This is a genomic window from Chryseobacterium vaccae, assembly GCF_009602705.1.
Taxonomy (GTDB): domain Bacteria; phylum Bacteroidota; class Bacteroidia; order Flavobacteriales; family Weeksellaceae; genus Chryseobacterium; species Chryseobacterium vaccae.
This window is the reverse complement of record NZ_VSWH01000001.1, coordinates 1223258-1237345: the sequence shown is the minus strand read 5'-3', so window position 1 is coordinate 1237345 and position 14088 is coordinate 1223258. Positions and strand designations below refer to the sequence as shown.

The 14088-nt window shown below is 38.8% G+C and carries 11 protein-coding genes; all 11 read left to right on the top strand.

Annotation, left to right across the window (positions count from 1 at the left end):
- Positions 1–8 precede the first annotated feature (8 nt).
- The 11 genes from FW768_RS05660 (at position 9) to FW768_RS05610 (ending at position 13959) form a co-directional block, all read left to right on the top strand.
- Positions 9–5882: an alpha-2-macroglobulin family protein gene (locus FW768_RS05660; protein ID WP_153393550.1), complete on the top strand. Its 5874-nt coding sequence runs from the start codon at positions 9–11 to the stop codon at positions 5880–5882.
- A gap of 43 nt (positions 5883–5925) precedes the next feature.
- Positions 5926–6414: a serine protease inhibitor ecotin gene (gene eco, locus FW768_RS05655; protein WP_153393548.1), complete on the top strand. Its 489-nt coding sequence runs from the start codon at positions 5926–5928 to the stop codon at positions 6412–6414.
- Positions 6415–7449: 1035 nt separating this feature from the next.
- Entirely contained in the window at positions 7450–8859 is a 1410-nt protein-coding gene (locus FW768_RS05650) for a TolC family protein (protein ID WP_153393546.1), read from the top strand.
- A gap of 18 nt (positions 8860–8877) precedes the next feature.
- Entirely contained in the window at positions 8878–9834 is a 957-nt protein-coding gene (locus tag FW768_RS05645; RefSeq protein ID WP_153393544.1) for an HlyD family secretion protein, read from the top strand.
- Between the two features lies 1 nt (position 9835).
- The gene (locus FW768_RS05640; protein WP_153393542.1) at positions 9836–11032 is read left to right on the top strand and encodes an ABC transporter permease; all 1197 of its coding nucleotides are present in this window, start codon (positions 9836–9838) and stop codon (positions 11030–11032) included.
- A gap of 166 nt (positions 11033–11198) precedes the next feature.
- Positions 11199–11654: a DUF1569 domain-containing protein gene (locus FW768_RS05635; RefSeq protein ID WP_153393540.1), complete on the top strand. Its 456-nt coding sequence runs from the start codon at positions 11199–11201 to the stop codon at positions 11652–11654.
- Between the two features lie 13 nt (positions 11655–11667).
- Complete coding sequence (locus FW768_RS05630; protein WP_153393538.1) at positions 11668–12138, top strand: hypothetical protein; 471 nt, start codon at positions 11668–11670, stop codon at positions 12136–12138.
- A 2-nt stretch (positions 12139–12140) separates the two neighbouring features.
- Entirely contained in the window at positions 12141–12545 is a 405-nt protein-coding gene (locus FW768_RS05625; protein ID WP_153393536.1) for a hypothetical protein, read from the top strand.
- The gene (locus FW768_RS05620) at positions 12542–12913 is read left to right on the top strand and encodes a VOC family protein (RefSeq protein WP_153393534.1); all 372 of its coding nucleotides are present in this window, start codon (positions 12542–12544) and stop codon (positions 12911–12913) included. The genes FW768_RS05625 and FW768_RS05620 overlap by 4 nt, the downstream gene beginning before the upstream one ends.
- A 44-nt stretch (positions 12914–12957) precedes the next feature.
- A complete protein-coding gene (locus tag FW768_RS05615) occupies positions 12958–13407 on the top strand; it encodes a VOC family protein (protein WP_153393533.1) in 450 nt (149 codons plus the stop codon).
- 150 nt (positions 13408–13557) lie between these two features.
- Complete coding sequence (locus FW768_RS05610) at positions 13558–13959, top strand: DUF1398 domain-containing protein (RefSeq protein WP_153393531.1); 402 nt, start codon at positions 13558–13560, stop codon at positions 13957–13959.
- Positions 13960–14088 lie beyond the last annotated feature (129 nt).

Here is a 14088-nt window from a genome sequence, read left to right as displayed (position 1 = left end):
TATAACAGATGAGAAATGTCAAACTATTAATGATGTTGCTGTGTTTTAGCTTTTACCCTAAAATGCAGGCGCAACAGTATTACGACGGACAATGGAAAAAGATTACGGACAACGGCGCCAGAGGAGCTTACAAATCCAATCTTCCCATTATTTTAGACATACAAAACCAGGCCATGAAAGAAAATAATGTACTTCAGCTGATTCGTTCCCTGAAAGCGGAATTCAGTATCGTAAACCGGACCGTAGACGATGATCAGAATGATGCCGTCTCCAAGTTTTTTAACAAGCTTCAGACCACAGAAGCTAAACTGAAAGGAGAAGAGCAGCTGGTGTTCAGGGTTCTGATGAATGAGTTTTTTCAGGATTATTACAGTCAGAACTCCTGGAAGATAAATAGCAGAACCAATATCAACTCTCAGGATCTGTCAAAGATAGAAACCTGGAGCAAGCTGGATTTTAAAAACTATCTCTCCAAAAGCTATCAGGAACTGGACAGCCGCAAACCGGAAATGAAAAAGATTGACCTGCAGAAATACCAGGATATGCTGACAGAAACAAAGGATATCGCTTATTTTCCAACGCTTCTTGACTGGTATTCCTTAAAAAAGATAGCTTTCCTTTCTGACAACGGATTTTTTACAAAAAATGAACTTACAGAAAACAGAACAAAAATCAATACTGTTTTCGATGAGCTTATTGCGCAGAACAGCGGAAATTCAAAGCTCTATTTCATGAAAGAAAAATTGACGGAAAACTGTGATTACAACCGTTGTAAAGATAAACTTGAACAGCTTCAGAGTCTCTTGAAATCCGGAACAGAAGGTGATTACAAAGTAGTCATCATGGAAGAGATCATGAGTGAGCTTATCATCAAAAAGAACATAAAAGAAGCTCTGGCTGTTGCAGATCAGGCGAAAAAGCAGTACCCGAAATCGCTCTTCCTTGAAAACATTAAAAACAGGGAAAACCAGATCACCAATCCGCTGCTTACCATTAAATATGAGCAGCAGACGCAGAGTAATCTGCCTGTTCATATTGTTGCAGAACATAAAAATGTATCCGAATTCTCCCTGAACATTTATGAAGTAAAAGAAGACTTTCTTCCATTCATGCAATACATACAGGGCAGCTATAACAATACATTCGGAAACATCAAAAAAAATCTGGTAAGAAAAGAAACTTTCCAGCTTGCCGATGCCAAAGATTATCAGAATCATAAAACTTCTCTGGAGATTAAACCTCTTCCGGCAGGAGCTTATGTTGCTGAATATGCAGTAGCAGGATCAAATGATAAGAACAGCGATTCCAGACAGAATTTCTATTTTCTGGTTTCCGGAAACAGGATCATTTATCAGAACAAAACGGACCGTAATCAGCTTTCCAATGAAATGAAACTGGTAAGCAGTGAGAATGGAAACCCTATAACGAATGAAGGTCTTACTTTTTATGAATTTGTTTCCAATAAAACATTAAATAAAATTGATGGCAAAACCAATGAAAATGGAATTTTCAAATTTCCGTCTACAGCCAGCAATGCCTACTACAGAACATTCCTGATCCGCCAGCCGAAAAGCAACGATTTCCAGATCATGCAGGTCTACGGAAACAGCGGAACGGCAGAAGAATATAATCCGAATAAACAATCCCGTCTCCAGGCTCAGATCTTTACCGACAGAGCCATCTACAGACCGGGACAGATCGTTTATTTTAAAGTGATCAATACAAAAATTGATAAGGAAATAGAATCTGTAACGGCAGGTCTGAAGCAGAAAATTACCCTTCAGGATGCCAACGGTCAGGATGTTTCCTCCCAGGATTTTACCACCAGCGAATTTGGTTCCTATCACGGCAGTTTTACCCTTCCAAAAGGCCAGCTGAACGGTGTTTTCTACTTGAGAACAGATGCAGGTTCTCAAGGCTATAAAGATTTCAGGGTGGAAGAATACAAGAGACCTAAGTTTGAAGTAACCTTTGATCCTGTAAAAGACGAATATAAATACGGACAGACCATAGAGCTGAAAGGAAAAGCAATGATGTTTTCCGGAGTGGCTTTAAGCAATACCACGGTAAATTATGAGATCAAAAAACATAATATCCGATGGAGATATTTCTGGTGGTACCCGCGTGGAAATGATAATGAAAACTCTATTCTGGGCGAAGCGAAAACCAATGAAAAAGGAGAATTTGTCATTCGTCTGGACCTTAAAAAAGATGAAACTTTAGAAGGAATTCAGATCGATAATTATGAAATCAATGCTTCCGTAACAGACATTAATGGAGAAACCCAATCCGCAGATACACAGCTGAAGGTAGCTTCAGTTTCCCACTACATAAAAGCAGATGAGCTTAACAATGCCTTCAGTGATGAAAATGTAAAGCTGAAAGTGGAAACCAGAAACTACAACGAACAGGATCTGAAAAAATCTTACCAGGTTAAGCTTTCCAAACTGGCGGCTCCGGACAGAATTTTCAGAGAGAACTTCCAGTCGGCGGTTCAGGATCTTCCGAAGTTTTCAAAAGAAGAATTCATCAACAGATTTCCTCATGATCTTTTCGATAAAAATGATGAGGTTAAAAACTGGAAAACAGAGAAGGTGCTTATGGAAAAACAGCAGCAGCCTTCAGCAGAACTGGATTTAGGAAAACTGGATGCAGGAGATTATCAGTTGGAGCTTTATAATATCGAAGGAAAAGATACCATTAAATCCTCTCAGAACTTCAGTGTCTGGGATAAAGGAGCCTTAAAACCGGCACAGAAAACCTTCCTGAAAGTCATTGAACCTAAAAATGAATTCTCAAGAGGGGAGAAGGCGAAAATATATGTTTATTCTGCAATACCGGATGCCACAGTGAATGTTTTTGTACAGGACGGAACCGGAAAAACCGTTTCAGAAACCCATAAACTGAAAAAAGGAGTACTGGAATATACCACAGACATTCCTAAAGATAAAGGAATTTCTGCGCTGAATCTTCAGTTCCAGGTCGTAGCATTCAACGATGTGCAGACAAAATCTGTAGTCCTGAAAATTAAAGATTCAGAACAGCCACTGAAAATAGAAACCGTAACCTTCAGAGATAAGATGGAACCGGGTTCAAAAGAAAAATGGAGCGTAAAAGTTTCAGGAAATGACAAGGAAAAAATAAATGCTGAGGTACTGGCCAATATGTATGATATGTCACTGGATCAGTTTGCGGCTAACAGTTTCAACTGGCAGAAGCTTTATATGCCTTATTCTCTGATCACCTCATATGAAATCGGTGAATATCTGCAGCAGGCTTATTATCAGAAAAGATTGAAATACTATAACGGTAAATCTGTGCAGGTTCCTGGCTTCAACTGGTTTGATAATGACATCTATGGTTATGTAGCTGGAAATATAGGAGGTTTAGCCCGTAACAAAATGGCCCCTGCTCCTACTGCCATTGCAAAAGAAGTAAGTGTTGATGAAGTTGTGATGATGGCATATGGGCAGAAAAAAGCAATGAAAGTTGAGGCTCAGGCAGCAGATGCTGACGGAGTATTAGATGTTGACGATCAGGCTGTAAATTCAGAAGACCTTGAAAAAGTTCCTGTACGCCAGAATCTGAACGAAACAGCCTTCTTCTATCCCGATCTGAAAACCGATGCGGAAGGAAACGTAAGCTTTGAATTTACTTCTCCGGAAGCCCTTACAAAATGGAAGCTGATGTTCCTGGCCCATACCAAAGATGCCAGAGCAGCTGTATTGGAAAAACAGGTCGTGACCCAGAAAGAGTTCTCTGTAACCCCTAATTATCCAAGATTCCTGAGGGAGGGGGATGAACTGAATCTTCAGTCTAAATTATCGAATCTTACCGATAAAAAATTAAGCGGTTCTGCGGAATTACAGATTCTGGATGCGTTCACCAATGAGAATATTACTTCAAAATTCGGAATCAATGCAGGAGCTCAGAACTTTAATTTAAGTGAAAACGGAAATTCTGCCCTGACATGGAAGCTTAAAGTTCCGAATAATGTTTCGTCTATCATCATGAAAGTGGTAGCCAAAGCAGGAGCTTATTCAGATGGTGAGCAGCAGGCAGTAGCCGTACTTCCTAACAGAATGCTGGTAACAGATGCTGTTCCTGTTTTTGTAAAAGAAGGAGAAACCAAAACATTTGTCCTGGAAAATCTTAAGAATACAAACTCAACAACAATTTCCAATGTTTCCAATACACTGGAACTGACTACCAATCCGATCTGGGAGATCATGTTTGCATTGCCAAGCCTGAAAAATGATCAGAATAATTCTGCCGATGTCGTGTTCAACAAATGGTTTGCGGATATTTTAGCCTCTGAGATCTTCAGAGCCAATCCGAAAATGAAAACTGTTTTTGAAGAATACCAGAACAAAGGATTGCTGAATTCAAATCTGGAGAAAAATCAGGAACTGAAACAGCTTTTACTTGAAGAAACCCCTTGGGTACTGGAAAGTAAAAATGAAAACGAACAGATGCAGAAACTGGCGCTGTTATTTGATGTTAATACGATGAGAAACTCCATCAGCCAAAGCTGGGACGATTTCAGAAAACTACAGAACCCTGACGGCGGATTCTCATGGTATTCCGGGTATCCAAGCTCGTACGGAACTTCTTTATACATTCTTAAAAACTTAGGAAAGATCAATTCATGGTTAAAAGATAATGTAAAAGATTATCAGGGAACAGAACAGAATGAGCTTGTTGCAAAACTGGTTCAGTATGTTGATAGTGAGGTCAGCAAATACTGGGATGTGAAAAAAGAAAATGTGTGGAATAACTGGACGATGGATTACCTTGATACCCGTAACTACTGGGAAAAACAATATCCTTTGAAAGGAAAAGGAGCTACATTGAAATCATTGGTAAAACAAAAAGCAAAAACCGCGAAGATCACTGATTTCACTTTCTTCGGACTTCACCGTGCTGCATTACTGATGAATGACTATGGCCTGAAAGACGTTTCGGATAAACTGATGAATTACCTGAAAGAAACCTCCACAGACACAAAAACACAGGGCGTTTACTGGAAACAGAACCTGAATGACTGGGGCTGGTTCGGATCAAAAGTAGTGAATCATGCAGGAGCTCTGGAAGCGTTCAATAAGCTGAAGGCTAATGACCAGAAGTTCATTGAAGATATGAAAATCTGGTTGGTAACCCAGAAAGAAGTAAACTCATGGGGCAGCTCAAGAGGAACCTCAGAAGTGATCTTTACCATCCTGAACTCAGGAAAGTCATGGACCAGTGCTGAAAGTGATAAAGCTACAATCATTTGGGGCGGAAAAGAGCTGGCACCTCAGACCCAGGCAACCGGATATGTGAAATCTGCCGTAAAAACAGACGCTGTAGATAAAAACTTAGCAACCGTTACCATTACAAAACCCGGACCTGGAATTGTTCAGGGAGGACTGTTCTGGCAGTATTACGAAGATCTGGATAAGATTAAATCTTCAGAAAACTATATCTCGGTGACCAAAGAGCTGTATAAAAAGATAAAAACAGTGAATGGAGAGGAACTTCAGAAAATTTCGTCTGAAACCCCGCTGAAAGTAGGAGACAAAGTAACCGTAAGAATGATCCTGAATACAGACCGCGCTATGGAATTCATCCATATTAAAGATATGCGTGCTGCAGGATTTGAACCTTTAGATGTGCTGTCCGGATACCAGTGGAAAAATAATTTAGGATATTATCAGTCCACCAAAGATGCCTCCACCAACTTCTACATCCAGTACATGCCGAAAGGGAAGTATGTATTTGAATATGATGTGGTTGTCAATGCTTCAGGAAAGTTCTCCAACGGGATTACCACGATGCAGAATTACTATGCTCCGCAGATGAATTCACACATAAAAGGAACAGCCGTTTCTATTTTGGAATGATTTTTGGCCATAGGGAAGTAGTAAAATTTTAAAATAAAACAAAATGAGATTTTCAAAAACTTTAATTACAGGATTGGTAATGCTTGCAGGTGTAAATGCTTTCGCACAAAAGAAAGCTGAAAAGTTTGAGAAGCTGGAAATTCAAATGTTCCCAAAAGCTAAAGAAGGATACAAGCAGGTATACATTCAGCTGCCTGTTGCAAAAAATGAAGCGGATTTAAAAGTAGAATTCTTTGTAGGTGCTGAAAAAATGCTGGACTGTAACAAATATTTCCTGATGGGAAATGTGAAAACCCAGGATCTTCAGGGATGGGGCTACAACTATTATGAAGTAGAATCTAATGGAGAAACAGGCGGAACCTTAATGGCTTGCCCTGATAAGAAGCTGACGAAAAAATTCGTAACCCTTCAGCCGGAGGTTGTAAGATACAACAGCAAACTGCCGTTAGTATTCTACGTACCAAAAGATTTAGAAGTACGTTACAGAGTTTTACGCCCTGATGCCAAAATGAAAACAGCCGTTCAGAAATAATCTGAAACAGCAGTACATAAAAACCTCCCCTCAGAAATGCGGGGAGGTTTTGTTTTTTATAAACATTACTAACGAAAAACCTGTATTTATCTACGCAACCTGCGAAAGAAAAACATTCACCAAAATCTTTGAAATCCGTGCAATCCGCGGGAAACCTGAATAATTAACCTCAGAGTTCGGGATAATAAAATTAGACTTATATTAAGCATTATAATTGATGATCAATTTATAAATTTTTGTAAAAAAAACACGATGTTATTTGAGTTTTTTTAAGTGCTCCGCAGGAGTACTCTGTTCATAGAATTTAATACATGATCTAAGGTGAGCTCCGTAGGAGCGACCTGATAATTATAATGATTAATATGTTATTTTAATATGAACAAAATTTGAAAACAATTATACCCTCAGTCCGGGATAAAATGTCTTATTTAGACTGGCTTAAAGCTAGGAGAAGGAAGTTATGAAGGTCATTAAAAATAAGTGTTGATGTATTTTTATCTTTTTAAGGCAATTTGATTTTACAATGGTTGTCAATACTTATAACTAAAAGTAACTTCTCGCCTTATATACTTAAACTTCTTAACCCGAACCAAGGTTAATTATGTTGGAAAACGCAACAGGCGCAAGGTTTTGAATCATTATACTGCATTTAAGGCGCTAGAAAATCAAAGATTTCAATTCATTTGATAACCATTTTTTAGTCTGGAGGATTGAGCAGATCAAGCCGATTTTATCATTACTAAACCGGATACTTACAACGTCCGCTTCATCGAATCAACAAAGTTGATTCCCTTCTTAGCTTCCTTAAAAATCAACATTGCCTATACATCGAACTTTACGTTTCCAAAAACTGAAAATAATTTTTTTTTATTTAAAACATCTCTCAAATTGAAATTAAACGATTACTCTATAGTTATGTTAAATAGGGAGTTAAAACTAAACGTATTTTAAACTTGTTTTAAATTCACCTATTTTTGATGTATATCGGTAACGAATTAACATTTTTTTGCATTATATTTGTTATAAACATAAACCATGAAAAACAATTTATTGATTTTTACGTTTAGTTTTCTGGCTTTCCCTGCTTTTGGCTGGGCACAGTCTGCTCCGGATTTTAAAGAGCTGCTGGATAGTGCTATGGTTCGCGATTCTGATCTCAAAATGCAGATTACCCAGAATAAACTCACCGATCTTGACGAACACAAGCTGAAAGACATTTTTCTGCCTACACTAGAAGTGAGCGGACAGGTCGGATATCTTAATGCAACCACAAGACTTACATCGCCGGAAATTAACCTCACGCCTTTCATCAATATCCCGGAAGGAAGCTTTAATAACAATCTCAACATATCCGGTTTCTCCGGAATCGCCAAAGCAGAGGCTAAAATGCTTCTTTACTCAGGCGGTAAGGTGAAATACATGAAAAAAGCGGTTGAGGAAAAGAAAATATCCGAAGATATTCTTTTGGAAAAGACGAAGGATGATGTGGTGGCTAATATTTCCAAAGCCTATGACCAGCTGGCATTGATTCATCAGTCTAAAAAAGTATTGGATGAAAGCAAAAAAAGGCTGGATATCAACAGGAAAACAGCAGATAAAGCTTTAGGGTACGGTCTCATTACCCCGTACGATCACAAGAAAATCGAACTCGCTCAGGCAACACTGAACGCTAAAATGGTAGAATATGAAGGGAAAAAAGAACTTCTTCTTACCCAGCTTTATATTCTTACCGGTATCAACAGAGACCGCCTAAGAATGATTGTTCCGGTACTTTCTCCGGTAGATCTTATAGCTCCTGAAAAAGGAATTGAACAGAGAGCTGAGATCAGAGCCCTCGATCACGGAATTAGCGCGGCAGATTACAAAATCAAAGCAGAAAGAACGTGGATGATTCCAAAAGTACAGCTGATGGCTTCGGCTTATTATATCGGGCTTTATGGAAGCAGAATCAAAACCTCTGAAAATATTATTCCTGCCATTCCGGAAATAGGGTATGGCGGAGCAAAACTGGACTGGAGACCCAATAACGTCAATGTTCTTCCGTTACTCACGGCAGGCGTAGGCTTTAAATGGGAAATTTTTGACGGAAAAGAAGGAAAACACGCAGAAGAAACCGCACGGATTGGGAAAGAAATTCTCCAGAACAAAAAAGAAGATGCCGTGAAAAAGTTAACCCTGAATCTGGCTAACAATCAAACCAATTATGATATAGCCACTGCACAGATCGAGCTAAAAGCGAAACAAAAAGAACTGGCTAAAAACGCACTGGTGCAGGCAGAAAAAGAATTCAGATACGGGATGAGCAAATCGTCCCAGCTGATTGATGCCGAAAATGATCTTGAAGCAGCAGAATTGGAATACCAAAACGCTGTTTTCAACCAGAGAAGAGCCGGAATTGAACTGATGAGATCTACTCAGGAACTGAATATAGCCAAACTTTATTAACTCCTTACCATTAAAACGATGCATAAAAATATACCCATACTCTTTGCAGCTCTTTTTCTATTAGGGAGCTGTGGTGAAAAAAAAGAAAACCTTAATGATTCCGAAGGGAAAACCAAAAAGGACGTGATTTCCTTCGCTCCGAAAGTAACCGGAAGAATTGTGAAAATATACGTTACCGAAGGGCAGACTGTAAAAAAAGGGGATACCCTTGCGCAGCTGGATGTACCAGAAGTTTCTGCAAAAATAGCCCAGGCTCAGGGTGCTGTAAATGCAGCCACAGCCCAGGAACAAATGGCCAAAAACGGAGCTACGGCAGATCAGCTGAGACAGCTTCAGGCCAAATATAAAGGCTTAAAAGAGCAATATGAATTTGCCCAGAAATCTTTCAAAAGGGCTAATAATATGTTCCGCGACAGCTTAATGTCTCCACAGGCTCATGATGAAGTATACGCAAAACTTCAGGGCGCAAAAGCGCAGTATGATGCTGTAGTGGCAGAACTGGATGATGTGAAAAGAGGAACCCGTGTAGAAAAAGTGGAAATGGCAGCAGGACAGGCATCACAGGCCCGAGGAGCACTTCAGGAAGCCAATGTTGCTTATTCTGAAAGATATGTAATTGCCACTAATGACATGGAAATAGAAACCATCAGCCTGAATACGGGAGAACTGGCAACAGCGGGTTTTGCTTTATTTAACGGTTATATTCCTGAAAGTACCTATTTCAGATTTACCGTTCCCGAAAGTGCTATTGCAAAGTATAAAAAAGGACAGGAGGTCAATATGCAGGTCGTCTATAACAAAGAAAACCTGGCTGGAAATATTGTATACATCAAACAGCTGACAAGATATGCGGATATTACCACTGCCTATCCTGATTATCAGCTTCAGGATGCCGTATATGAGATCAAAGTAAAACCTAAAGATATGAATAAGGCTAAAAGTATTTTAGTCAATGCTAATGTTATTCTGAAATAAGATGAAAGAATTTTTCCGGCTTTTAAAACGTGAGTTCAAACTTTTTATAGGTAATTCTACCTTAAGGACCGTATTTTTTCTGGCCCCGGTATTTTATGCCACCCTGTTAGGATTCGTTTATAAAAGCGGAAAAGTTGAAAATACACCCGTATTGGTCATCGATAGGGATAACACCCCTTTGTCCAGCCAGCTCACTGATATGCTGGATGACAACAAAAGCATCCGGATTATAAAATACGTTCAGGAACCTTTGAGCATGAAAGATGAGGTGATCCGTCATGAAGCCGCCGCCGTAGTCGTTATTCCTTCCCGATTTGAAGCAGATATGCTTCAGAAAAAATACCCTGAACTCAATGTATATATCAATACCGGAAATGTTCTTACAGCAAATTTCGCTTCCAAAGCATTACAATTAACCATAGGAACATTCTCTGCCGGAGCCTCCATAAAAGCTTTACAGAAAGCCGGAATGCCTGCAACCAAAGCAGCAACCCAGTACGAACCTTTCAAAGCCAATTACATAACCCTTTTCAATACCACCGGAAATTACCTTATTTTCATGTGGCCTGCCATGCTGGCGGTTGTGCTTCAGCAGGTAATCCTCCTGGCCATGGCAGTAAGCTTTGCCGCCGAGTTTGAAAGAGGATCTTTTGTAAAAGAATACCTTAAAATGAAAAAATGGGCTTTCCCGACGATGCTTATTAAAGTAATCCCGATCTGGGTATTTTCCATTCTTATTGTAGGAATCTATTACTTTATGCATATGATATTCCGGGTTCCGATGCCGGAAGGAATACTGAACTTCATCCTTCTGACAGCTGTTTTTGTGGGTTCAGTATCCTTTTTAGGAGTGTTCATCAGTATCCTGATTCCGGACGCACTGAAAGCGACACAGATTCTGATGGTCATTGCTTCACCGGCATTCATTATCAGTGGATTTACTTGGCCATTAAGTGCGATGCCTGCTTTCGTACAATTTATTGCAAACATTATCCCGCTTACCCCTTTTCTTCAGGCGTTCAAAATCCTGTTGATCCAGAAAGGCTCCGTGGAGCTTACTTATCCTTACTTACAACATCTGAGCATTCTTCTTGTGGTATATGCCATTATAGGCTGGATTGCTTTGAAGATCAAACTATGGTTTATTTTTAAAAAGGCAGCCCCGCAGCAAATAGAAGAACTGGAAATTGAAGAGTAAATAACAGGAGTTTTTTCCGGCATCAGGCTGTCTTATCAGTATATCCCAGTTCATTAATAACTTTGGACAGTTAAATTTCAATTAAAAACAATTAACAACTTTTTTGTTGCCCTATCCAATCAAAAGAAAAAACTGATATATTTGCTTTCAGATAATTTAACAGACTATGGAAAATGTATTTGATGCAAAAGATGCTCAGAATTATATAGATAGAATAAACAAACTTGTTGAAGATACCCATGGTTTATGGGGCAAAATGACAGTGGACCAGATGCTGGCACACTGCAGTATATCTTATGAAATGGTATACGAACCTGAAAAACATAAGAAGCCGGGAGCCATTGCCAAATTCATTCTGAAAACTTTTGTAAAACCTAAAGTAGTGGGAGAAAAAGCATATCCTAGAGATTCTCCTACAGCTCCGCAGTTTCTGATCTCCGGAAGAAAAAATTTCGAAGAAGAAAAGAAAAGACTAATCGGGTTTATCCAGAAAACACAGCAGCTGGGTCCGGATGCTTTTGATGGCAAAGAATCTTTTTCTTTTGGAAAACTTACCGCTCAGGAATGGAATAATATGTTTGCGAAACATCTGAACCATCACCTGTCTCAGTTCGGAGTTTAAGCCTTACCCATCTATGAAAAAACTTTTATACCTCCTCATTCTTGCCTGTAATTTTGCATGGGCACAAATGCCGGATATTTCAAATGTCTGGCTCAACAGCAGTAAACCTTACATCGGAACCATCGGTGGCAAAGGGCAGGAATTAAAGATGAAGATCAATATTTCTGAACAGAATAAGAAAAATGATCAGGAATATTTTGTTTCCGGTTATTCGCTTGTTGATGATAACTATGCAAAATTCGAAGGAAAATTCATCATTACCAAATACAAAGATGCCAAGAGTAAAGGCACAGTATTCGGAGAATATGAACTGGCAGAAGAAAATAAAGGAAAACATTCAGGACTTTTCAAAGGGAAGTTCACCTATACCTTCAAATGGAATAAGAAAACCGAAAAAATTGAAGATCAGGATATAGAACTCACCGGCGACTGGAAAAGCTATGACGGAACACTGGACTTTAAAACCCGCTTAAAAAACCAATAATTATGTTGAGAAGAATATTGGCAGTCCCGGGAGGGCTTATTGCAGGGATCATCTGCATAACCATCGTAGAAAAAATAGGGCATATGCTCTATCCAAGACCTGCAGCAGCAGGAAGCAATGATATGGAAGCCATGAAGGAATATGTGGCATCCGCTCCTTTTATGGCGTTGTTCTTCGTTATTATCGCCTACGCACTGGCAGCTTTCGTTTCCGGATATACAGCTTCAAAAATTGCAGCTAATGGAAAACATACATCTGCAGTTGTTTGTGGTATTATTTTTCTGATGATCACCATTTATATGATGATGTCTCTGCCAACTCCTATCTGGTTCTGGATCTTGGGAATTGCAGTCTGGGGCCTTGTATTTATAGGAAGTAAAATAGCTTTAAAAACAAAAACAATATGAGATTAGGAGTATTCTCACTCAGCTTAAGCGTAAAAGACCTTCAGAAATCCAAAGATTTTTATGAAAAGCTGGGATTCTCTGCTATGGGCGGAAATATGGATCAGAACTACCTGATCATGAAAAACGGAAACACATTGATCGGTCTGTTTCAGGCGATGTTCGATGGAAATATGCTTACCTTCAACCCTGGTTGGGACGAAAATGCCCAAAACCTGGAGTCTTTTGATGATGTCCGGGAGATTCAGAAACATTTAAAGGAAAATGGAATTGAACTTGATAAATCTGCTGATGAAACCACTTCGGGCCCGGAACATATTTTCCTGAAAGATCCGGATGGAAACATGATCCTGATTGATCAGCACAGATAATCTGTATAAAAACTTATCTTAAAAAAACTTATTAAAAAAAAATCATGGCAACAGTAAACGTTTATTTAACATTCAACGGCAATTGCAGAGAAGCATTTGATTTCTATAAATCAGTGTTCGGCGGTGAATATCCTTATATCGGAACTTTCGGAGAAATGCCTCCTATGGACGGAAAAGAAACTCCCGAAGAAGATAAAGACAAAATTATGCATGTTTCTCTTCCTATTTCCAAAGAAACCATTTTAATGGGAAGCGATACTGGTGGAGAATGGTCTTCCGGTTTCAAAGCTGGGAACAATTTTTCAATCTCTATAAATGCAGAGTCTAAAGAAGAAGCAGACAAATTATTTGCAGGACTTTCTGCTGGCGGGCAGGTAACAATGCCAATGGCAGATACTTTCTGGGGAGCTTATTTCGGAATGTTCACCGATAAGTTCGGAATTGGCTGGATGGTCAATTATGATGATCCTGCAAAAATGCAGCAGCATCCTTAATATGAATATTTTGTATAAGAAATATAGTTAAAAATAAACCGACAGATCTTCTGTCGGTTTTTATTTTATCATACATTTGCATCCCGAAAATTTTTAAATTTGATAATGACTTTTTAAAGAAAGGCATTGATTAAACCATAAACAATAAAGATGAAATTTACCATTGATGATATTAAAGCTGAGCACCAAAAAGTAAAAAGCGGTGCCGATTTTCCGAAATATATTCAGGCATTGAAAGAACTGGGAGTTTCCAATTATACGGCCTATGTTGCTGACGGAAATACAGATTACTTTGATGAAGATAATCAGTTGGCAACTACAGGAAAGAAAGATGATGGGGTAAGAAGTATTTCCGAAGCAGTAAAACTTGAAGACTTTATTAAAAGATTAAAACTTCACCAGCAGGGAGGAACAGATTATGTCACTTTCTGTAATGACTGTGCAGAAAACGGGATAGAAGGCTGGAAAATGGACCTTGATGCGATGACCTGTACTTATTTTGATAAAAAAGGAAATGATGTCCTGCTGGAGCATATTCCGGGCAGAGATTAGAGAAAGTATCTTTTCATCGGGATTTATAAGTTAATATTCTGTGTAAACTAATCTATTGCTTTCCCAGTAAATATCATTTGCTATTATTGATTTAAAGTATTAAATTTGTTCAACGTGATAGATAATAGT